The sequence below is a fragment of the Kribbella sp. NPDC004138 genome, from assembly GCF_053603655.1.
This window is the reverse complement of record NZ_JBSGFZ010000009.1, coordinates 134,427-155,391: the sequence shown is the minus strand read 5'-3', so window position 1 is coordinate 155,391 and position 20,965 is coordinate 134,427. Positions and strand designations below refer to the sequence as shown.

Sequence of the window (20,965 nt, the reverse complement as noted above, 5' to 3'; positions counted from 1 at the left end):
CTTCACCCCTTACAACCTGCGATGTCCGGCAAACTCATCGCGGCAGGTCGGCGGGCAGCCCGAAGGCCGGGAAGTCCGCTTCCAGGTACGACACCACTTCGACGATCGCCGACCCTCGCAGGACGACGACGTCCAGTCCGCCGGGTACGTAGCGATCGCCCTGAAGCAGGTACGTGCCGAAGGCGAGCTGACCGTTCGCGCGAGCCGGGAGGAAGCGCCATTCCTCCTGCAGCGGCCCGTCGAGCAGGAACGCGCGGATCGCGTCCCGCCCGAGGAACCAGTCGGGCAGCGGCGGCATCGAGTACTTCGCGTCCGCCGCCAGCATGGCCACGATCGCGTCGACGTCACGCGCCTCCCAGGCCGCCACGTACCGCCGTACCAGGTCGCGCTCGCCCGACTCGCCCAACGCGCGCAGTGTCTGCTGCTGACTCGGTACGTCGCTCACGACAGCCCGTGCTCGTTGCAGCGCGCTGTTGACCGCAGCAACCGTCGTCTCCAGCAACTCAGCCACCTCGCGAGCACTGAAAGCCAGTACGTCTCGCAGTAACAGGACGGCACGTTGCAGAGCGGACAGGTGCTGCAGTGACGCGACGAAGGCGAGTTCAACGGACTCTAGCGCCAGAAGCTCGGCCTCTGGTGTCAGAGTGGACGTCCAGGTGAGCCTGCTGTCCGGATACGGGTCCAGCGTCTCCACCTCACGCCGACCGCGCCGCTCGATCAGGGTCAGGCAGCGGTTCGTCGCGATCTTGTAAAGCCACGGACGGATCGACCCGCGGTCCTCGTACCCGTGCAGGCCGCTCCACGCGCGCAGCAACGTCTCCTGGACAGCGTCCTCGGCGTCGGCGTCGGAGCCGAGCATCCGGTAGCAGTGCGCGTGGAGCTCACCACGCCACGGATCGACCAAGCGTCCGAAGGCGTGCTCGTCACCCGCGCGTGCGGCGTCCAGCAGGTCTTGCATCACCCGCACGCTAACGAGTGGTTGGCCCAGCGGTCCAGCACCGAGGCTGCCCGGCCACTGTCCACAGCTTCCTCGCAGCGTTCGAAGCAGTCAGCCAACTGCTCCAGACCGGATTCCAGCGACAGTGTGGCCACGGCGGCCGCGGCGTTCAGCAGTACGACGTCCCGCACCGGTCCGCGTTCTCCGTCGACCAGCCGGCGCAGCAGCTGTGCGTTGAAGGCCGCATCGCCGCCACGAAGCTCTGCCAAGGACGACGGCCGCAGGCCCAGCGAGCGTGGGTCGAAGACGACCTCCGACGCGGACCCGCCATGCACGACCCACATCCGTGAGTAGCCAGTCGTAGTGAGCTTGTCCAGCCCGTCGTCCCCACGGGCGACCAGTGCGGATGTGCCCCGCTCGGCGAGCGCACCTGCAAGCACGGGCAGCATGCGTGGGTTGGCCACGCCAACGAGCTGGTGCTGAGGGCGGGCCGGATTCAGCAACGGCGCCAGCACGTTGAACGCAGTCGGCACTGCCAACTCACGCCGTACGACGGCAACTTGGCGCAGGGCCGGGTTGAAGCGTGGAGCGAACAGGAAGGTCAGTCCGACCTCCGCGGCCGTCCGAGCCGCGTCAGAGGCCGACAAGTCGAGTGGAACGCCGAGCTGCTCGACCAGGTCCCCGCTACCAGCAGCAGATGAGGACGCGGCCCGCCCACCGTGCTTCACGACGGTGACACCGGCAGCTGCTGCAACCACGGCCGCCATCGTGGAGATGTTGGCCGCGCCGGTACGGTCGCCGCCCGTTCCGACGATGTCGACGAACGGTCCGTCGATCCGCACCGGCGTCGCGTGCGAGCGCAGTACCTCGGCCAGCCCATTGAGCTCGTCCGCGGTCTCTCCCTTTGCTCGCAACGCGATCAAGAACCCGGAGATCTGCGCCGGAGACGCGTCGCCCAGCACCAGTTGGTCCATCGCCCACCCGGTGTCCGCAGCCGACAGGTCGGAGCCGGCCAGGAGCGCGGAGATCAGACCGGACCACGTCCGGAGTGTTGTTGCCATCGGCATTCCTCAGGGTGCTGGGCCGCCCACGAGGAGAAGATGACAACGGCCGCCTCGCAGGAGACGGCCGGGTGGGTACGCGCGGATTCAGGCCGTCTGGTCGACGGCCCACCACATACTCGCGCGCTGGAACATGCCACCGACCTTAGCGCACGCGGTGCCGGACGTGGTCGACGGTGAAGGTGGGGACGTGGTCCCGCCCGGACTGCTCGGGGAAGTCGAACACCGCCAGCATCAGCTGCATCGGGTACGTCGGTGCGCCCTGGCAGCTGCGGATCGCCGTGCCGTCGACCGAGAACGTCGCCGTACCGCCGGACCAGTCCACGGCGTACGTGTGGAACTCCCGGACGTCGATCGGCAACCGCACCGCCTCGAAGTCCTGGGGTACGGCGGGGTCGCGGATGGTCTTGAGGCCCATGCCGACCGAGGCGGACTCACCGGGGACGACCGTGTCGCCGAACACCTCCATGACACAGATCTCCCCACAGCGGTCCGGCTGCTCCTCCAGGCCGACCATCCAGAGCGACACCATGGAGCCCGGGGCGATGTCGGCCCTGGCCCGCAGCTCGACGTACCCGCTGTCCGCGGTCCAGCCCCAGAACGGCTCCTGTTCCTCCTGTACGAGCAGACCGTCACGGTACGGCTGCTGGCCGATCGTGCTGCCCACAGGACCCGAGTAGTTACCCGACTGGATGCCGGAGACGCGCAGGTCCGGTTTGTGCGAGCCGGCGCACCAGATGCCCTGCTCGACGGGGATGCTGAGCGTCAGACACGAGTCGGCCAGGCCGTACGTCGCGGCGGACGCACTACGCGAGCTCCACTGCGGTAGGTAGTACGGCGACCACACGGACAGATCCAGGGCCGACGCGTCGAAGTCGTCCGCGAACACCGGCTGATTCATGCCCCCATGATCGGCCGATCCGGCCCGCTGTCACATCATGGTGGGCTGATCCGTCAGGGCACTGAGGAGGCAGCGGTGAACGAGCATGAGCAGCTGGCGCGGCGGTTCGAGGAGAACCGCGGGCACTTACGTGCGGTCGCGTACCGGATGCTCGGGTCGGTGGCCGAGGCCGAGGACGCCGTACAGGAGGCCTGGCTGCGGCTGAGCCGGTCCGACGTGAGCGACGTCGGCAACCTGGCGGGCTGGTTGACCACGGTGGTGTCGCGGGTCTGTCTGGACATGCTGCGCAGCCGTAAGTCGCGGCGGGAGGATTCGCTCGACACCTATGTGCCCGACCCGGTGATCGGCTCCCCGGGACCGGAGGACGAGGCGGTCCAGGCGGATGCGATCGGGCTGGCGCTGCTCGTCGTACTGGAGACGTTGTCGCCGGCTGAGCGACTGGCGTTCGTGCTGCACGACATGTTCGGCGTCGGGTTCGACGAGATCGCCACGATTGTGGACAAGTCGCCGGCCGCGACGCGTCAGCTGGCCAGCCGCGCGCGGCGCCGGGTCCAGGGCGCGCCGGCGAGTGACGGGGACACCGGCCGGCAGCGGGCGATCGTGGAGGCGTTCCTGGCGGCCTCGCGCGGCGGTGACTTCGAGGCGTTGCTGTCGCTGCTGGATCCGGACGTGCTGCTCCGCGCGGACGCGGGTACGGCGAGCGCGGAGTTCGCCGGTCCTGCGGTGTCGAAGCTCGTCCGCGGCGCGAAGGCGGTGGTCGAGCAGGCGCTGATGTTCAGCCGGATGGCGCCGTACACGGAGCCGGCGCTGATCAACGGGCTGCCCGGCGCGATCACTGTCGTCAACGGGCGGCTGATGGGCGTGATGGCGCTGACCGTCACCGACGGCCGGATCACCGAGATCGACATCCTCGCCGATCTCGACCGCCTCGAAGTCATCCCGCTGCCAGCCTGAGGATTCGCCGCGCCTGCGCCTCCGCGGTCCCCGGCGGATTGCGGTGGGCACTGGGGCCGCCCGGCCCGATCAACGTGAGCCAGAAACCGGCCCACAGGATGCGCGCCTTGGAAAAGCTGTTCGGGAGAGGAGGGTCAGGGCGGTCCACTCGCGGGTGGGTTCGTCGCGGGACCACGAGGTGTAGTGCTTGGTGAGGGTGGCGCCGGAGATCTCGACTGAGTGAGTCATCGGGGAAAGTTTGGCGGACCGTGTCGATTCCCGGCGGTCTCCTTCGACGTATGGGCAGGAAGCGGATACGGCGAAGGGGCGGGACCAGATGTCTACGCAGGCGGTTGCAGCGGTTGCCGGCGACGTGGTGGCGGGGCTGTTGGGGGCGGGGTTCAACGGTGTCGTCCGGCTGCCGGGCGAGCCGGAGTACGACGAGCAGCGGCGTTCGGTGATCCCGTCGGTGGACTCCCGCCCGCTGGTGATCGCCGAGGCGTACGCGCGGACCGACGTCCAGGCGGCGGTACGGACCGCTCGCGAGTACGGCCTACCGATCGCCGTGCAGGCGACGGGCCACGGCACGCGGGTGCCGGCCGACGGCTGCGTCCTGTTGAAGACGACCCGGATGACCGGCGTACTGATCGACCCGGAGCGCCGGATCGCGAAGGTGGCCCCGGGCGCGCGCTGGGGTGCGGTGCTCGATGCCGCGCGGCAGTTCGGGCTCGCGCCGCTGTCCGGGTCGCACCGTGACGTCGGCGTCACCGGGTACACGCTGGGAGGCGGCGTCGGCTGGCTGGCCCGCAAGTACGGGTTCGCGGCCGACAGCGTGATCCGCGCCGAGGTCGTCACCGCCGACGGCCGGGTGGTCACCGCGAGCGCCGAGCAGCACCCGGACCTGTTCTGGGCGATCCGCGGCGGCACCGGCAACTTCGGCGTCGTGACCTCGCTGGAGTTCCGCCTGTACCCGGTCCGCGAGGTGCACGCCGGCATCGTGTACTACGGCATCGACCGCGCCGCCGCGATCCTGCGCCGGTACCGCGACTGGACCGCCGCCGTGCCCAACGAGTTGAGCACCGCGGTCGTCCTGACCCGCGTCCCCGGCACCGAGCAGCGCGCGGTCGCGATCAAGGTCCTGTACGCCGGTGCCGCCGACCTGGCGGAGCACCTGCTGAAGCCGCTGTTCGAGGTCGCCGGCCCGCGGCTGGCCGGTGAACTGCGGACGATCGAGTACGCCGACGCCGCGATGGGCGGCACGCCCGCTCGGCACCTCGACTTCCTGGACACGCTGACCGACGAGGTGATCGACGAGGTCGCCGGTCTCGAGGACGCGACCGTCGAGGTCCGCCACTGGGGCGGCGCGATGGCTCACCCCGGGCCGGGCGCCGGACCGGTCGGGCACCGCGAGGCGCAGTACTCCCTGATCATCGACCGCGAGGTCTCCCTGCCCACATCGGGCCGGACGTTCGTGAACTTCCTCGGCGACCCTGGCCGCGCGGACACCGCGTACAGCGCGAAGGACCTGCAGCGGCTGCGGGAAGTCAAGCGAGCCTACGACCCGACGAACTTCTTCCACCTGAACGCCAACATCCGCCCATAGAAACGGCATCCACCCAGAGAAAAGCGGCCCAGGTCCCCGCCCTGGGCCGCTTTTCTGCGGTAGATCAGACCGTGCCCGAGTTCCCGTAGACGGTCACGTGCACGTGGTCGTAGTGGTTCGCGGTCACGCCGCCGCGGTCCTCCATCGCGCGCCAGCCTTCGCTGCTGCGCTGGACCGTCCAGATGTGCTGCTGCCAGATCAGCTGGCTGACGCCGAGCTTCTTGTAGTTCGCCTTCAGCCAGTCCGCCACCTCCTGGCCCTCGGCGCCGCTGACCATGATGTCGAGCGCGTGGCCGGTCGAGTGCTCGGAGCCGCTGTCGCCGGACCGCAGGCCGCCGTACGACGTGATGTCGGGGAACTTGGCGCAGATCGCGCGGTGCACCCGGATCGCGTCCTGGGTGAGGCCGTCCTCGACGCCGGAGCCGGACGCGCAGGCCGCCTGGGAGATCGAGCCGGAGGTGCTCGCGACCGGCTTCGTGGCGGACAGGTACTGCGCCTTGACCCAGCGGGACTTGCCGTCGCTGACGACCTCGGCGTAGAGACCGTCGACCTTGCCGGTGACCGAGACCTTGGTGCCCTTCGGCAGCACGTCCAGCAGGACGCCGGTCAACGGCAGGGTCCAGAGGTTCACATCGGTGGTGGTGTACTTCGTGCCGGTGATCTTCGGCGGCGCCGCGTTCAGCTCCTGGGCGGCGCGGGTCTTCGCGGCGGTCGGCTTCGGGATCGGCGCCTGCTTCTTCAGGTGCTTGGCCGTCGGGCTCGGCTTCGGCTTGGGCGTCGCGGTCGGAGTCGTCGACGTGATGCTGATCGGCGGACGCAGGGCGTCGCGGCTGACCGTGGTGTCGCGCGACAGCTGCAGGGACGAGCTGGCGATCGACGGGTCGAGCTGAACGTGATGGCTGGGGAGCGCGGCGGCCGAACCGGTGGCAACCATCGCCACTGCCGCGCCGGGGATCGCAACCTTCGCAATACCGGGCTGGATCACCTTGGGGCGCGACTGCCGGTGCCGCGCCTGTTTATGTCGTCCTGCAGCCACCTTGAACCCAATCTGCCGAGACCAAACCGTTATCGACCGGAGGAGTCAAGCACACATCGCCGGGCCGGTTCGAATCGGCCCCCACTCTTAACGCATTACGAACATCCACAGGCTGGGCCGCAGCGTGATCCGGCCGCTATCCGGATGTGACCCGTTCGAGATCAAACGCTTGGTGGACAGAACCCGGTGTGATCCAGGGTGCGGCGGGGCCGCGAGGTCTGCGGTTGACTGCGGGCGTGGGATTTCGGATCGAAGGTGGAGAGGTCGCGCGGCTTGTGATCGATCGGGCGGCGAAGCGGAACGCGCTGACCCGGGAGATGTGGGCAGCGCTGCCGGGGCTGCTCGCCGGGCCGGCGGCCGACGACGAGGTCAAGGTGCTGCTGGTGACCGGCGAGGGCGCGAGTTTCTCCGCCGGCGCCGACATCCGCGAGCTGATCTCGGGCCCCGACCCGGCCGATCCGATGGCCGAGTTGCGGGCGTCGAACCTGCAGGCCCAGGCCGCGCTGCGGGAGTTCCCGAAGCCGACGATCGCGGTGGTCCGGGGGCACTGCATCGGCGGCGGGCTGGAGATAGCGGTCAACTGCGACTTCCGGTTCGCCGCGCGGGACGCGAGCTTCGGTGTCACGCCGGCCCGGATCGGGGTCGTCTACCCGCCGGCCGCGATCAAGGTCCTGCTCGACCTGGTCGGTCCGGCGACGACGAAGTACCTGCTGTTCAGCGGCGACCTGCTGACCGCTGAACGGGCCGAGGCGAAGGGGCTGGTCGATCAGGTGGCCGACGACCCGATGGCGGCGGCCGAGGCTTTTGCGGACACGCTGGTGTCGCGGTCGCAGCTGACGATCCGCTCGGCAAAGGAGTCGGTCAACGCTCTGCTGGCCGGTCACACCGGGGACGCGGCAGCGGTACGGCGGTATCGCGAGACGATCGCCTGTGGTGAGCTCGCGGAAGGGATCGAGGCCTTCACGCAGAAACGGTCACCGCAGTTCGTCTGGCATCCCCGCTGAGATCAAGGTGCCGCGCAGCTCGACCCGGTCATCCGCCGCGGCCGAGACCCGGCCGGCGATCCGCTGCGCGTGCGCGTCGTCGGCGGCGTCGATCATGAAGAATCCGGCCAGCTGTTCCTTGGCCTCGCCGTACGGGCCGTCGGTGACGACCTGCGCGCCATCGCGCAGTTGCACGATCCTCGCCTCCGTCGGCGGTCGCAGGCCCTCCGAGCTGACCAGCTCACCGGACTCGGCGAGCTCTCGCTCGAGCCGCATCAGGCGGCCGAGCGCCGCGTCGTCCTCCGCGGTCCAGACCCGGTCGACGTGCCGGAAGATCATCACGACGTACTTCATGAGCCTCACGGTAACCATCCGGACCGACAGAACCCCGCGGATGATCCGCGGGGTTCTGCTCGATCCGGCCTTGGGGTGCCGGATCAGTACCAGTGCCTTCGTCCGCCGACCGCGCGGCCGGTCGCTCCGAGGATCCAGAACACTGCGCCGATCAGCAGCAAGATGACGCCGATCGTCCACAGGATCGAGATGTTGAGGACGAACCCGAGAATCAACAGGATCAGTCCGAGGATGAGCATGGAGCCTCCTTCGCAGGGGGCCGCCGGGCGGAAGTGGCGACCACGGACGTCAGGTGCCCACTCTTCGCGCCGTGAATCTCCAACACTTGTTTGATCAGCGCACATCCGGCGAAGCCGATCGCGAGGAACACCCACACACCCGCGAACGCGACCCGGTAGCCGTGGGTCAAGGCGATCGGCGTAGTCCCCGACGTACTCGCTGTAGCCACCGCGGAGACAGCCGCGACGCCGACCGCGCCACCGATCTGGAAGCTGGCGTTCTGCAGACCGGAGGCGACCCCGGCGTCCTCGCCGGCCGCGTCGCTGAGCGAGGCGATCGAGCCGGCGACAGTCCCCGCGCCCAGTCCGGCGCCGAAGATCGTCAGACCCCAGAAGGCCAGCTCGAAGTACCCGGACGTCACCGTGAGCCGGGTCATCAACGTCGTCCCCACTCCCGCGACCACCAAGGAGACGAACGCGACGCGGCGCGGTCCGACGCGTGTGACGAGGTGCTGACCGATCATCGACGCCACAACCGCGGATGCGGCGAGTACGGCGGACATGAGGCCGTAGCGGATCGCCGACGCGCCCAGTGCGAGCTGTGCGTACTGCGTGTAGACGAAGTTGAGCCCGAATGCCGCCAGGCCCCAGCTGATCGTGATGAGGTTGCCGCCGACCAGTGCACGGGAGCGGAAGATCCGGAGCGGTACGAGCGGTGCGGCAGAGCGCTTCTCGACGACGACGAACAGTACGAAGAGCGCCGCGGCCAGGAGCAGCAGCAGAACAGTCCGGGACACCGATGCGTCTGGCGCCTCGATAACGGCGTACACCAGGACGATGAGCGCGGCAGTTACGGTGACGGCACCGGCCACGTCGAAGCCGCGTCGGCCCGGTCCGCGGCTGTCCAGCAGCAGTACGGGCGCCAGTGCGACGACCAGGACGCAGACCGGCACGTTGATGAAGAAGATCCACTGCCAGCCCAGTCCGTCGGTGACAGGTCCGCCGACGAGCGACCCCGCCGTACCGCCGACGCCGCTGGTCGCGCCCCAAATGCCCAGTGCCTTGTTGCGATCCGGGCCGGATGGGAAGGTTGTCATGACGATCGACAACGCGCTTGGTGCGAGTACGGCGGCCGCGGCGCCTTGCAGGCCCCTGGCGAGGACCAGTGCGTCACCGCTCCACGCGAACCCGCACAGCAGCGAGGACGCGGCGAACAGCACCAGTCCGGTCATGAACACGCGCCGCCGGCCCAGCAGGTCGGAGATCCGGCCGCCGAGCAGCAGCAGGCCGCCGAACATCAGCGCGTACCCGCTGGGCACCCACTGCACGCCACCGGTCGAGAAGGTCAGTTCCCGCTCGATCGACGGTACGGCGACGAGCACGATCGAGGCGTCCAGGATGATCATGAACCCGGTCAGACAGAGCAACGCCAGCGCGAACCAGCGCTTCGAATGCGAAACCATCAGCCATCTCCAGTACGGCGGGGACGCCCGGGCTGAGCGTCACTCGCCGGGGACGTCGGCGCCGGCCCGTCGTACTTCGACATTCCGGATCTGTCGAAGTTCGGCGTCGCTGTTTCGACGTACCTGTTGACTGGGGGTCACAGCGGCCCTCGCCGGGGACAGGATGGTGACTGTGAAGTACATGCTGCTGATCTACAGCAACGCCGAGAGCTGGGAGAGCCTGTCGGCCGAGCAGCGCGACGGTCTGAGCCGTGCGCACGAGTCGCTCACGCGGGAGCTGCTGGAGCAGGGCCTGCTGGTCAGTTCGGCCGGACTGGCGGATCCGATCACCACACGGACCGTGCAGGTGCGTGACGAGACCACGACCACCACGGACGGACCGTATGCCGAGGCGAAGGAGCACCTGGCCGGGTTCTACCTGGTGGAGTGCGAGGACATCGACCAGGCGATCGGTTACGCGGCACGGATGCCGGACGCGGAGTACGTCGCTGTGGAGGTGCGGCCTGTGATGGACATGTCAGGACTGGAAATGTGAGTGAGTTCGAGCTGCTGCTGCGGGAGCAGGCGCCGCAGGTGCTCAGTGCGCTGGTCCGCCACTACGGCCACTTCGACCTGGCCGAGGAGGCGGTCCAGGAGGCGCTGCTCGCGGCCACGCAGCAGTGGCCGTCCGAGGGCGTGCCGGACAACCCGCGGGGCTGGCTGATCAGGGTCGGGTCGCGGCGGCTCACCGATCTGCTCCGGAGCGAGTCCGCCCGGCGGCGACGGGAGGAGAACGCGGCGCAGCTCTCGGCGCCAGAGGAGTTCGTCGCGTCCGGCCCGGAGATCGACGATCCGGGCGGACGGGACGACACGTTGACGCTGCTGTTCCTCTGCTGCCATCCGGCGTTGTCGCCGGCGTCGCAGATCGCGCTGACGTTGCGGGCGGTCGGTGGTCTCACCACGGCGCAGATCGCGGCCGCGTTCCTGGTGCCGGAGGCAACCATGGCGCAGCGGATCAGCCGGGCGAAGCGGAGCATCAAGCAGGCCGGCAGCACGTTCGAGATGCCGCCGGAGGCCGAGCGGGACGAGCGGATGGTCGCCGTACTGCATGTGCTCTACCTGATCTTCAACGAGGGTTACACCGCCTCGTCCGGTACGTCGCTGCACAGCGCGGAGCTGACCACGGAGGCGATCCGACTTGCCCGTGGCGTGCGGAAGCTGCTGCCGGACGACGGGGAGGTCGCCGGGCTGCTCGCGCTGATGTTGCTGACCGACGCGCGACGGCCGGCCCGGACCGGCGACGACGGGACACTGATCCCGCTGGCCGAGCAGGATCGCTCCCGGTGGAACCGCGCCGCCATCGTCGAGGGCGAGGCGATGGTGAGCGATGCCTTGTCCCGCAGCCAACTCGGCCCGTACCAGGTGCAGGCGGCGATCGCCGCGGTGCATGACACGGCGGAGCGTGCAGAGGACACGGACTGGCGCCAGATCGTCGCGCTGTACGACGTACTGGAGCAGCTGGTCGACAACCCGATGGTGAAGCTCAACCACGCGGTCGCTGTCGGCATGGCGGTCGGCCCGAAGGAGGGCCTCGCCGTACTCGAGCCGCTGGAGTCCGACGACCGTATGAACCACCGGCTGGAAGCGGTCCGCGCGCACCTGCTCGAGATGGCCGGTGAGCTGGCCGCTGCGCGCGAGAGCTACCTGCTGGCGGCCCGCCGTACGACGAGCACGCCGGAGCGGAACTACCTGCAGTCGAAGGCGGACCGGCTGACCTGAGGTCGCGTAGGTTGGACGCGTGGACCTCACGAGGGCGTCACTCCTCCGGGAGATGCTGACCGGTACCGAGCTGGGCAGCCGGACCACACAGTTCGGCTATGCGCTGCGACGGTTCACGACCAGGCGCAGCGGGCTGATGCTGTTCGGCCCCGTCGACGAGGAGCCGTGGCACCTGACGGCGCACCTGGACGACGAGCTGCACCGTGCGGGGATCGAGGACATGCGGCCGTCACTGGTCCGCTGGGCGCCCCCGCCGGACGCACCACCGCACTTGGCGATCGGACTGGACCGGCTGCGCGACGCAGGGCGTGGTGAGTCGCTCCTGGTGGTGGCCGAGGACGCGCCAGGGGAGACGCTGCTGGAACGGATCAGCGACGTCCGCCGGCGCGGTACGACGATCTTCAGCATCGGGAACGGGGACAACGAGCTGACATCGCTCAGCCACGAGACGCTCGTACCGGAACTGCTGATCCCGGAGGGCTTCGGCTGGACGAGCCGCGAGCTCTACGACGAACCCCAGGCCGCGGTGACCGAGGTGGAGCCGCAGACCGCGGAGGGCTTCGAGACGGCCCAGCACTTGGTCAGCCTGGCAGCGGCGGACACGGAGGCCGGGCAGCCCGGCTGGCGCCGCCGGCTCCGCAACGCCATCGAACGCATCGGCGGCGAACCTTCTTAGACGTTGAGGTACAGCGCGGCCAGCCGGGGCAGGTGAGCTTCCAGGTCGTCCTGGTCGTCGAAGTCGATCTCGGTGCCCGCCGGGACGTCCGGAGTGTCCGGGGCGTCGGCGTCGACCGCCTTCCAGTACGCCGCCTCGTCGCCGGTCACGTTCTTGTAGGCGTGGCTGGCGACGTGCAGCATCCCTTCACCGTCGAAGCCCTCGAAGTCCTCCGGCCGGTCCTCGTCCACCACGTCCGCGAGCGAGTCCGGGTCGGCCAGCGCGGCGTCCCAGACCTCCCGGCCCTGGGCGACCAGCCAGCCCCGGAACGAGTCGAACCCGTCCTCCGAGGCGCCGGAGTTGACCAGGTACGCCGCGGCCCACAGGTCCCACCGGTACGACTCGACCTGCAACCGCGCGAGCTCGGTCCCGAACCCGACGATCTCCTCGGCCTCCGCCGCACCCAGCACCTTGGTCAACGCGTCCGCAACCCCGTCCGGATCAGCCACGGTGTCATCCACCGAGGCCCGCGCATCCTCGACCAGACCCCAGAACCCATCCCTGTCCACCCTCAAACCATCTCACCGACCCCCGGTCCAGCGGGAGGGCGAGAACTACCAGACCTCGTCGAGTTGGCGGCGCTGGTCGGGGGTGAGGGTGAGGCGGGTGCCGGTCAGGGCGGTGGTCAGGTAGTCGGGGGTGCTGATGCCGACGATCGGGGTGACGGCGGGGGTGCCGCCGGCGAGCCAGGCCAGGACCACTGCGGAGCGGGTGGTGCCGAGGGACTCGGCCAGGTCGCTCAGGGCTTCCAGGCGGCGGGTCGTGCCGGGGTGGTCGAAGGCGGGGTCGATCGGGCGGTCGGTGCGGTTCTCGAAGCCGCCGGACATCAGCGGGCTGTAGGCGAACAGTTGCTGCTCCGGGTTGTTCTCCGCGTAGTCGAGGACCTCGTCGGTGATCCAGCCGAAGCGGTGGTCGTGGATGTGGTCGCGGACGAACGGCCGCGGCTGCAGGTACGAGTAGCGCAGTTGCAGCGCGCTCGGCGCCATCACGCCCAGCTGGTTCGCCAGATCGCGCATCCGCTCCACCCGCCAGAGCGCCCAGTTCGACAGGCCGAGGCGGCCGATCGTGCCGGCCGCGGCGTGCTTGCCGAAGGCTGCGACGGTCTCTTCCAGCGGAGCGGTCCGGTCGTCGCGGTGCGCCCAGTACAAGTCGATGTGGTCGACCCCGAGACGACGCAGCGAGGTCTCGAGCGCCGCGTCGATCGCCTTGGCGCCCAAGCCTTCCGAGTGCTCCGGCCAGCTGCCCGGCCAGAGCGGTTCACACCCCACCTTGGTCGCCAGCTTGACCCGGTCCCGGACGCCGGGGCGCTGCGCCAACCATCTCCCGAGCAGCTCCTCGCTCTGCCCGCCATGACCACTCGGGTCCTGCCAGAACGCGTAGCAGTTCGCGGTGTCGATCCACTCACCGCCGGCGTCCACGTACTCGTCCAGCAACCGGAACGACGTCTGCTCGTCGATCCGCGTTCCGTACTCCATTGCTCCCAGTGCGAGATTCAGCATGTTCCAGATCAAACCGGCTGGAGCGCGCTCTAGGTCAAGCCCGCGAATTCCCGCAGCACCGGAGCCAGGGTCGACGCCTCGGTCGCGTGGTTCTCGCCCGGGATCGCCTGCAACGTGGCGGTCGGCAGATGCTCGGCCACGGCCCGGGCGCCGGCGGACAGCGCGGGCCAGGTCTGGTCGCCGTGCAGCACCAGGACCGGCACCTTCACGCCGGCCCACCGGTCGGCCGGCAGCGGGTTGCCCGACATGGTGGTCCCCATGATGCGGCCGTCGTACGAGATCGTGTGCGCGATCTCCTCGACCGGCGCCCAGTACGGCGAGTGCTTCATCCCCGGGATCGCCTCGGCGGGCAGCATCGCGGCCGCGGTCAGGAAGAGCTCGGCGGCCTTGTCCCGCCGCCCCTCGGCGACGAACGCGTCGAGCTGCTCGACGTAGTCGGATGGTAGCGGCGGCCGGACGTCGTCGACGACGACCGGCGGCTCGAACAGCGCCAGCCCGGCGATCGGCAGCCCGGCGGCCGCGGCGTCCAGCGCCAGCAGGCTGCCCGACGACCAGCCGAACACGATGGCCGGCTGCCCGGCGTCCTCGATCAGCGCGGCGATGTCCTCGATCTCCCGCTGGATCGCGTACGGCGCGGTGTCGCCGCTCCCGCCGCGGCCGCGCCGGTCGTACACGTACGTCCGGAAGCTGTCGCTCAGCAGTTGCCCGACCTCGGCGTTGACCGGGTTCACGGCCCGGTGCGCCGTCGCGCCGTCGACCAGGATCAGCGGTCTGCCCTCGCCGTACGCCTCGAACGCGATCGCGGTGCCGTCGGCCGATGTCACGGTGCTCATGGTGGTTCTCCTTGTTCTGCGGAAACTAGACCGTACAGTACTCGGCAGAGAACTGGACTGTCTAGTATGATTTCGGGATGGAACAGGTGGAGATCGAAGGCCGGACGCCCCGCAAGCGCCGCGCGATCCTGGCCGCGGCGACCGAGGTGTTCCTGCAGCACGGGTACCTCGGCGCGAGCATGGACGAGGTCGCGGCGAAGGCCGGCGTCTCCAAACAGACCGTGTACAAGCAGTTCGAGAACAAGGAGCGCCTGTTCACCGAGATCGTCCTCGGCACCAGCGACCAGCTGATCGACGGCCTCCAGCAGGCGTACGCCGAGACGCTCGAAGGCGCCGGCGACGCCCGCGAGGCCCTGCGGGCGCTGGCGCATCGGCTGCTCCAGAGCCTCACGGCCGACGGCGTGCTCCAGCTCCGCCGGCTGGTGATCGCGGAGGCGGACCGTTTCCCCGAGGTGTGCGGCGCGTGGTTCACCAGCGGCTTCGAGAAGTCGCTCGAGGCGCTGGGGCAGGCGTTACACCGGCTGAGCGAGCGCGGTCTGCTGCGCGAGCTCGACGACCCGACGCTGGCGGCGTACCAGTTCGCCGGGCTGGTGATGTACAAACCGATGAACCGCGCGATGTTCGCGGGCACCCGGCAACGGCCCAAGCCCGGTGAGCTGGAAGGCCTCGCCGACCGCGCAGTCGACGTCTTCCTGGCGGCCTACGGCGCCTGACCCTCCTCGTCTTCCGTAACGGGGGGCGGCGTCTGGGCTCTCGATGGATCGGTGACGTGCCGGTGGATCCTCCAGCCCGTCCAGGCCAGCAGCCCCACCGGGATCGGCAGCCAGAAGGAGACGAGCCGGTACAGGAGCGTCCCGATGAGTGCGGTGTCCGCGCTGACCCCGATCAGGACCAGCAGCGCGGTGAGACCCGCGTCGACGAAGCCGAGACCGCCCGGCGTGATCGGGATCATGGCGAGGGCTTGGGCTACGACATAGGCCATCAGCACCTCGGACGGGCGGGCGTGCGCATCGAGGGCCACCAGTGCGGCCACGAGTGCGGCGTAGTCGAACATGCGGTTCGCGGCGGCCGCGAAGGCCGCGGCCCACCAATGGCCGTCGAAGGCGGCGGCAACCCGGTTCCGCTGCGTGACCAGCAGAGCGGAGCAACTGTCGGGGGTCACACTGCGCTTGACCACGTGGATGATGCGACCGGCCGCACGACCGATCCACACGAGGAACCGGTGCCACTTGAGCGCGGTGAGCCCGAGACCGACGATGACGATCGCCATGATCAGCGAGACCAGGAGGCCGAGCTCGAGCTGCCTGGCCGGCGGTGGACCGATCAGCAGGGCCGGGATCGTGAGGAGCGGCAACAGCAGCAGCACGGCGGTGGTGATCAGGCCCATCGCGGTCAGCGCGGAAGCGACGACGCCGGCCGGCTCACCGGCTTGGATCAGGAGTCTGGCTTGGAGGACTCCGCCGGTGGCAGGGCCGCCCGGGACGACCTTCGCGGCCGCGTTCCCCGCCAGTTGCGCCGTCGCGATCGTGCCCCAACCCACGGGGACCGGTGGTGGCTCCTGGACCCCGGCAGGGCGGGCCATGGCCAGCCTGGCGAGCCACCACAAGGCGGCGAAACTGCAGGCCTCCAGTACTGCGAGGACCGGGAACCACCACGGTTCGATATCCGCCAGGCGCGGCCAGGTGCCGAAGAGGGACAGCAGGCTCGGTGCCACGATGTAGAGCCCGGCACCGGTGATCGCCAGGCCGACAGCGCGGCCGCCCCACCGCCGTACCAAGCCTCCAGCGAAGCGCATGTCTCACCCCGCACAAAGATCCCCTCGCCTCGCCACCATACCGCGAGGTGCTGAGCTCAGAGGGTCCCTCGGGTCGAGGTCCGGACGACGAGCTCGGGGGTGAAGGTGACCCGCTGGTGTTCGTGGTCCGGGTTCGACGACTCGTCCAGCAGCAGCTCGGCTGCCGTCCGGCCGAGCAGTTGCCGGGGCTGGCGCACCGACGTCAGCGGTACGGCGGCCGCCTCCGCGAACTCGATGTCGTCGTACCCGACGATCGCGAGGTCTTCCGGCACGCGCAGTCCCAGGCTGACGCACTGCTGCAGCAATCCCAACGCCAGCAGGTCGTTCGCGCAGAACGCCGCGGTCGGGCGGCGATCCGCCGGGAGGCCGGCGAGTCGTTGCCCCGCGCCCCTGCCTTCGGCGACGGTGAGTGCGCCGGTGGTCAGCTCGATCAGGTTCGACAGCGGCTTGCCGGCGGTCCGCAGTGCGCGCCGGGCGCCCTCGCGGCGGTCGACGACCTGACCGATCGTGTTCGGCCCGCCGACGTACGCGATCCGCTCGTGGCCGAGCTCGAGCAGATGCGAGATCGCCAGCTCGCCGCCGAGGATGTCGTTCACCGCGACCGAGCAGTGCTCCGCGTCGTCGAGTGTCCGGTCGACCACGACCACCGGCGTACCGCGCGACGGCAGCTTGCGCAGACGGGACGAGTTCTGGTCGATCGGCGTGATCAGGATGCCCTGGACGCGTTGCTGCTCGAGCAGGTCCAGGTACGCCGCCTCGCGGTCCGCGTCCTCGCTGCTGGTGCAGAGAAACACCGAGAGCCCGGCCGCCTGCGCCGCCTCCTCGACACCCTTCGCGACGTCGGTGAAGAACGGGTTGCCGGCGTCGAGCATCAGGTACGCCAGGATCCGGCTCGAACCGGCGCGCAACTGACGGGCCGACTCGTTGCGGACGAAGCCGAGCGAGGCCATCGCCGCCTCGACCTTGGCCCGGGTGAGCGGGCTGACCACCTCGGGGCGGTTCAGCACGTTCGAGACGGTGCCGAGCGAGACGCCGGCGGCCGCCGCCACCGCCTTCACGCCGGCCGCGTGCGGCTTCGGGGCGCGCCGGCGGCGGGTGCGCTCGGGCAGGGCTTCCGCATCGTCCACGGACACGAAACCTCCCGGCGCACTTGAAACGTGTTAGCTGCCGAAGGATACCCGCTTCCCGCCGGATCTCCGTGGCGGCAGTCCGGGATCGGTCGCGAAAGCTGGTCAGACTCTTGACGCCCACCCGCACCCGCGCATAGCGTCGTGGGGCGCTCTTGAAACCTTTCATCCCCGTCTGCGCAGTCCCGACCGCCCTACGTACAGGTGCCGCCGTGAATCGTTACTGCTTCTGCCTGCAGGTCCGGCCCGACCGGCTCGACGAGTACGTCGAGCGGCACCGCGACGTCTGGCCCGACATGCAGGCCGCGCTCCGGGACTCCGGCTGGCACAACTACTCGCTGTTCCTCCGCGACGACGGCCTGCTGATCGGGTACGTCGAGTCCGACGACCTGGACGCGGCGCAGAAGGCGATGGCGGCGACCGAGGTGAACGCCCGCTGGCAGGCGCAGATGACCGAGTTCTTCACCGGGATCGACGGCCGGCCGCCGGACGAGTCCTTCCTGCTGCTCCCCGAGATCTTCCACTTGAAAGAAGAGGACTGACCATGACGACCGATGCCGTAAGGGCCGCCCTGAGCCGCCAGGAGATCGAACTGCCGTCGTGGGCGTTCGGCAACTCGGGTACCCGGTTCAAGGTCTTCACCCAGCCCGGCGTACCGCGGTCGCCGGAGGAGAAGATCGCGGACGCGGCCGTCGTCCACAAGTACACCGGTGTTGCGCCGAGCGTCGCGCTGCACATCCCCTGGGACAAGGTCGACGACTACGCGGCGCTGGCGGCGTACGCCAAGGAGCAGGGCGTCCGGCTCGGAGCGATCAACAGCAACGTCTTCCAGGACGACGACTACAAGCTCGGCAGCGTCACCAACCCGGACCCGGCGGTCCGCCGGAAGGCCACCGACCACCTGCTCGAGTGCGTCGACATCATGGACGCCACCGGCTCCCGCGACCTGAAGCTGTGGTTCTCCGACGGCACCAACTACCCGGGCCAGGACGACATCCAGGACCGCCAGGACCGGCTCGCGTCCGCGCTCAAGGAGGTGTACGACCGGCTCGGTGACGACCAGCGGATGCTGCTGGAGTACAAGCTGTTCGAGCCGGCCTTCTACACCACCGACGTGCCGGACTGGGGTACGTCGTACGCGCACTGTCTCGAACTGGGGCCGAAGGCAACGGTCTGTATCGACACCGGGCATCACGCGCCGGGGACGAACATCGAGTTCATCGTGGCGTTCCTGCTCCGCACGAAGAAGCTCGGCGCGTTCGACTTCAACAGCCGGTTCTACGCCGACGACGACCTGATGGTCGGCGCGGCGGACCCGTTCCAGCTGTTCCGGATCATGAACGAGATCGTCCGCGGCGACGCGCTCCACCCGGACCGCGGGATCGCGTTCATGCTCGACCAGTGCCACAACATCGAGGAGAAGATCCCCGCGATCATCCGCTCGGTGATGAACGTCCAGGAAGCCACCGCGAAGGCGCTCCTGGTCGACCGCGAGGTCCTGCGCGCCGCCCAGCAGTCGGGCGACGTACTCGGTGCGAACGCGGCGCTGATGGACGCGTACAACACCGACGTCCGGCCGCTGCTCGCCGACCTGCGCGAGTCGCAGGGCCTGGATGCGGATCCCGTGGCCGCCTACAAGCGCAGCGGGTACTTCGAGCAGATCACCAAGGACCGCGTCGGCGGTCAGCAGGCCGGATGGGGAGCATGAGAGTGAGCGACACTGCAGCCGAACTCGTTGCGCGTAGCAACCGACTGGGTGCCGATCCGCGCAACACCAACTATGCGGGCGGAAACACGTCCGCCAAGGCAACGGCGACCGATCCGGTGACCCAGGACCCTGTCGACCTGGTGTGGGTCAAGGGTTCCGGTGGTGACCTCGGCACGTTGACGGCAGCGGGTCTGGCCGTGCTGCGGCTCGACCGGCTGAACGCGCTGGTCGACACCTATCCGGGTGTCGAGCGTGAGGACGAGATGGTCGCCGCGTTCGACTACTGCCTGCACGGCAAGGGCGGTGCGGCGCCGTCGATCGACACCGCGATGCACGGACTGGTCGATGCCCCTCATGTCGACCACCTGCACCCGGACTCCGGGATCGCGCTGGCGACCGCGGCCGACGGCGAGAAGCTCACCGCGGAGTGCTTCGGCGATCGCGTCGTGTGGGTGCCGTGGCGGCGGCCCGGCTTCCAGCTCGGGCTGGACATCGCCGCGGTCAAGCGCGACAACCCCCAGGCGATCGGCTGCGTCCTGGGCGGCCACGGCATCACGGCGTGGGGCAACACGTCCGAGGAGTGCGAGGCCAACTCCCTCGACATCATCCGTACGGCGGAACGCTTCCTCGCTGACCGCGGCGTCGCCGAGCCGTTCGGTGCCGTGGTCGCCGGATTCGAGCCGCTCGACCCGGCGGAGCGGCAGCTGAAGGCAGCCGCGCTGGCGCCGGTGATCCGTGGGCTGGCGTCGACGGACAAGCCGCAGGTCGGCCACTTCAACGACTCCGACGTCGTGCTCGAGTTCACCGCCCGCGAGAAGCTGGCCGAGCTGGCCGCGCTCGGGACGTCCTGCCCGGACCACTTCCTGCGGACGAAGGTCCGCCCGCTGGTGCTGGACCTGCCGGCGAATGCGCCGCTCGAGGACGCGGTCGCGCGGCTGAAGGAGCTGCACGCGGCGTACCGCGAGGACTATGCGGCGTACTACGACCGGCACGCCGAGGCGGACAGCCCGGCGATGCGCGGTGCGGATCCGGCGATCGTGCTGGTGCCGGGGGTCGGGATGTTCAGCTTCGGCAAGGACAAGCAGACCGCGCGGGTGGCCGGCGAGTTCTACGTGAACGCGATCAACGTGATGCGCGGCGCCGAGGCGGTGTCGACGTACGCGCCGATCGACGAGCGGGAGAAGTTCCGGATCGAGTACTGGGCGCTCGAAGAGGCGAAGCTGCAGCGGATGCCGAAGCCGAAGCCGCTGGCCACCCGGGTCGCCTTCGTCACGGGGGGCGGCTCGGGGATCGGCAAGGCGATCGCCCAGCGGCTCGCCGCGGAAGGCGCCTGCGTCGTGGTCGCGGACCTGGATCTCGCGGCGGCCGAGGCGGTGGCGAAGGAGATCGGGTCGTCCGACGTGGCGGTCGCGGTCGGTGCGGACGTGTCGTCGGCGGACGCGGTCGAGGCGGCATTGCGGGAGGCGGTGCTGGCCTTCGGCGGCGTCGACCTGATCGTCAACAACGCGGGTCTGTCGATCTCGAAGTCGCTGCTGGACACCACCGAACGGGACTGGGACCTGCAGCACGACGTGATGGCCAAGGGCTCGTTCCTGGTGTCGCGGGCCGCTGCGAAGGTGCTGATCGACCAGGGCATGGGCGGCGACATCGTCTACATCTCCAGCAAGAACTCCGTGTTCGCCGGGCCGAACAACGTCGCGTACGGATCGGCGAAGGCGGATCAGGCGCACCAGGTCCGGCTGCTCGCGGCCGAGCTCGGCGAGTACGGGGTCCGGGTCAACGGCGTGAACCCCGACGGCGTCGTCCGCGGCTCCGGGATCTTCGCGGGCGGCTGGGGCGCGAAGCGGGCCGCGGTGTACGGCGTACCGGAGGAGGAGCTCGGTGCGTACTACGCGCAGCGGACCCTGCTCAAGCGGGAGGTGCTGCCGGAGAACGTCGCGGCCGCGGTGTTCGCGCTGACCGGCGGCGACCTGACGCACACGACCGGTCTGCATGTGCCCGTCGACGCCGGCGTGGCCGCCGCCTTCCTGCGTTAGGAGTT

The 20,965-nt window shown here is 69.6% G+C and carries 22 protein-coding genes; 10 read left to right on the top strand and 12 right to left on the bottom strand.

Going from position 1 to position 20,965, the window contains the following annotated elements:
- Positions 1 to 34 precede the first annotated feature (34 nt).
- From ACWEOO_RS15135 to ACWEOO_RS15125, 3 genes are all read right to left on the bottom strand, one after another.
- Entirely contained in the window at positions 35 to 958 is a 924-nt protein-coding gene (locus tag ACWEOO_RS15135) for an RNA polymerase subunit sigma-70 (RefSeq protein WP_452143456.1), read from the bottom strand.
- On the bottom strand, positions 958 to 1,998 hold the full coding sequence (gene trpD / locus ACWEOO_RS15130; RefSeq protein WP_452143455.1) for an anthranilate phosphoribosyltransferase: 1,041 nt from the start codon (positions 1,996 to 1,998) through the stop codon (positions 958 to 960). Before trpD ends, ACWEOO_RS15135 begins: the two co-directional genes overlap by 1 nt.
- A 145-nt stretch (positions 1,999 to 2,143) precedes the next feature.
- Positions 2,144 to 2,899, bottom strand: coding sequence for a glycoside hydrolase family 16 protein (locus ACWEOO_RS15125; protein ID WP_452143454.1), 756 nt, complete (start codon positions 2,897 to 2,899; stop codon positions 2,144 to 2,146).
- 75 nt (positions 2,900 to 2,974) lie between these two features.
- Between ACWEOO_RS15125 and sigJ the strand changes: the two genes are divergently transcribed.
- Positions 2,975 to 3,853, top strand: coding sequence for an RNA polymerase sigma factor SigJ (gene sigJ, locus ACWEOO_RS15120; protein WP_452143453.1), 879 nt, complete (start codon positions 2,975 to 2,977; stop codon positions 3,851 to 3,853).
- 316 nt (positions 3,854 to 4,169) lie between these two features.
- A complete protein-coding gene (locus tag ACWEOO_RS15115; protein ID WP_452143452.1) occupies positions 4,170 to 5,435 on the top strand; it encodes an FAD-binding oxidoreductase in 1,266 nt (421 codons plus the stop codon).
- 64 nt (positions 5,436 to 5,499) lie between these two features.
- On the opposite strand, the gene ACWEOO_RS15110 is transcribed toward ACWEOO_RS15115, so the two are convergent.
- Entirely contained in the window at positions 5,500 to 6,369 is an 870-nt protein-coding gene (locus ACWEOO_RS15110; RefSeq protein WP_452143451.1) for an SH3 domain-containing protein, read from the bottom strand.
- Between the two features lie 338 nt (positions 6,370 to 6,707).
- Here ACWEOO_RS15110 and ACWEOO_RS15105 point away from each other — a divergent pair, with 338 nt between their 5' ends.
- Positions 6,708 to 7,475 (top strand): enoyl-CoA hydratase/isomerase family protein, encoded by a 768-nt coding sequence (locus ACWEOO_RS15105; RefSeq protein WP_452143450.1) that lies wholly within the window; start codon positions 6,708 to 6,710, stop codon positions 7,473 to 7,475.
- On the opposite strand, the gene ACWEOO_RS15100 is transcribed toward ACWEOO_RS15105, so the two are convergent.
- The 3 genes from ACWEOO_RS15100 to ACWEOO_RS15090 all read right to left on the bottom strand — a co-directional run bounded on the left by ACWEOO_RS15100 (position 7,446) and on the right by ACWEOO_RS15090 (position 9,489).
- Positions 7,446 to 7,808, bottom strand: coding sequence for a YciI family protein (locus tag ACWEOO_RS15100; protein WP_452143449.1), 363 nt, complete (start codon positions 7,806 to 7,808; stop codon positions 7,446 to 7,448). The two genes, ACWEOO_RS15105 and ACWEOO_RS15100, sit on opposite strands and share 30 nt — an antisense overlap.
- An 83-nt stretch (positions 7,809 to 7,891) precedes the next feature.
- Positions 7,892 to 8,047, bottom strand: a complete 156-nt coding sequence (locus ACWEOO_RS15095) for a DUF6131 family protein (RefSeq protein WP_355693235.1) — start codon at positions 8,045 to 8,047, stop codon at positions 7,892 to 7,894.
- On the bottom strand, positions 8,029 to 9,489 hold the full coding sequence (locus ACWEOO_RS15090; protein ID WP_452143448.1) for an MFS transporter: 1,461 nt from the start codon (positions 9,487 to 9,489) through the stop codon (positions 8,029 to 8,031). Before ACWEOO_RS15090 ends, ACWEOO_RS15095 begins: the two co-directional genes overlap by 19 nt.
- 181 nt (positions 9,490 to 9,670) lie before the next feature.
- Here ACWEOO_RS15090 and ACWEOO_RS15085 point away from each other — a divergent pair, with 181 nt between their 5' ends.
- From ACWEOO_RS15085 to ACWEOO_RS15075, 3 genes are read left to right on the top strand one after another with little or no spacing between them, the layout of a single operon-like run.
- The gene (locus ACWEOO_RS15085; RefSeq protein ID WP_363708080.1) at positions 9,671 to 10,024 is read left to right on the top strand and encodes a YciI family protein; all 354 of its coding nucleotides are present in this window, start codon (positions 9,671 to 9,673) and stop codon (positions 10,022 to 10,024) included.
- Complete coding sequence (locus ACWEOO_RS15080; RefSeq protein WP_452143447.1) at positions 10,021 to 11,247, top strand: RNA polymerase sigma factor; 1,227 nt, start codon at positions 10,021 to 10,023, stop codon at positions 11,245 to 11,247. The genes ACWEOO_RS15085 and ACWEOO_RS15080 overlap by 4 nt, the downstream gene beginning before the upstream one ends.
- 19 nt (positions 11,248 to 11,266) lie before the next feature.
- Entirely contained in the window at positions 11,267 to 11,923 is a 657-nt protein-coding gene (locus ACWEOO_RS15075) for a hypothetical protein (protein ID WP_452143446.1), read from the top strand.
- On the opposite strand, the gene ACWEOO_RS15070 is transcribed toward ACWEOO_RS15075, so the two are convergent.
- The 3 genes from ACWEOO_RS15070 to ACWEOO_RS15060 are packed head-to-tail and all read right to left on the bottom strand — an operon-like array spanning position 11,920 to position 14,294.
- On the bottom strand, positions 11,920 to 12,471 hold the full coding sequence (locus ACWEOO_RS15070; protein WP_359934477.1) for a DUF4240 domain-containing protein: 552 nt from the start codon (positions 12,469 to 12,471) through the stop codon (positions 11,920 to 11,922). The two genes, ACWEOO_RS15075 and ACWEOO_RS15070, sit on opposite strands and share 4 nt — an antisense overlap.
- Positions 12,472 to 12,516: 45 nt before the next feature.
- Positions 12,517 to 13,461 carry an aldo/keto reductase gene (locus tag ACWEOO_RS15065; protein ID WP_452143445.1) on the bottom strand — a complete coding sequence of 315 codons (945 nt, stop codon included), beginning with the start codon at positions 13,459 to 13,461 and terminating at the stop codon, positions 12,517 to 12,519.
- Between the two features lie 29 nt (positions 13,462 to 13,490).
- Positions 13,491 to 14,294 (bottom strand): alpha/beta fold hydrolase, encoded by an 804-nt coding sequence (locus ACWEOO_RS15060; RefSeq protein ID WP_452143444.1) that lies wholly within the window; start codon positions 14,292 to 14,294, stop codon positions 13,491 to 13,493.
- Between the two features lie 77 nt (positions 14,295 to 14,371).
- Here ACWEOO_RS15060 and ACWEOO_RS15055 point away from each other — a divergent pair, with 77 nt between their 5' ends.
- The gene (locus ACWEOO_RS15055) at positions 14,372 to 15,007 is read left to right on the top strand and encodes a TetR/AcrR family transcriptional regulator (RefSeq protein WP_452143443.1); all 636 of its coding nucleotides are present in this window, start codon (positions 14,372 to 14,374) and stop codon (positions 15,005 to 15,007) included.
- Here ACWEOO_RS15055 and ACWEOO_RS15050 read toward each other — a convergent pair.
- A complete protein-coding gene (locus ACWEOO_RS15050; protein ID WP_452143442.1) occupies positions 14,995 to 16,089 on the bottom strand; it encodes a lysylphosphatidylglycerol synthase transmembrane domain-containing protein in 1,095 nt (364 codons plus the stop codon). The genes ACWEOO_RS15055 and ACWEOO_RS15050 overlap by 13 nt on opposite strands.
- A gap of 56 nt (positions 16,090 to 16,145) precedes the next feature.
- Positions 16,146 to 17,222, bottom strand: coding sequence for a LacI family DNA-binding transcriptional regulator (locus ACWEOO_RS15045; RefSeq protein ID WP_359934467.1), 1,077 nt, complete (start codon positions 17,220 to 17,222; stop codon positions 16,146 to 16,148).
- A gap of 206 nt (positions 17,223 to 17,428) precedes the next feature.
- Between ACWEOO_RS15045 and ACWEOO_RS15040 the strand changes: the two genes are divergently transcribed.
- From ACWEOO_RS15040 to ACWEOO_RS15030, 3 genes are read left to right on the top strand one after another with little or no spacing between them, the layout of a single operon-like run.
- The gene (locus ACWEOO_RS15040; protein ID WP_452143441.1) at positions 17,429 to 17,758 is read left to right on the top strand and encodes an L-rhamnose mutarotase; all 330 of its coding nucleotides are present in this window, start codon (positions 17,429 to 17,431) and stop codon (positions 17,756 to 17,758) included.
- 2 nt (positions 17,759 to 17,760) lie between these two features.
- Positions 17,761 to 18,924 (top strand): L-rhamnose isomerase, encoded by a 1,164-nt coding sequence (rhaI, locus tag ACWEOO_RS15035; RefSeq protein WP_452143440.1) that lies wholly within the window; start codon positions 17,761 to 17,763, stop codon positions 18,922 to 18,924.
- A complete protein-coding gene (locus ACWEOO_RS15030; protein ID WP_452143439.1) occupies positions 18,921 to 20,960 on the top strand; it encodes a bifunctional aldolase/short-chain dehydrogenase in 2,040 nt (679 codons plus the stop codon). Before rhaI ends, ACWEOO_RS15030 begins: the two co-directional genes overlap by 4 nt.
- Positions 20,961 to 20,965 lie beyond the last annotated feature (5 nt).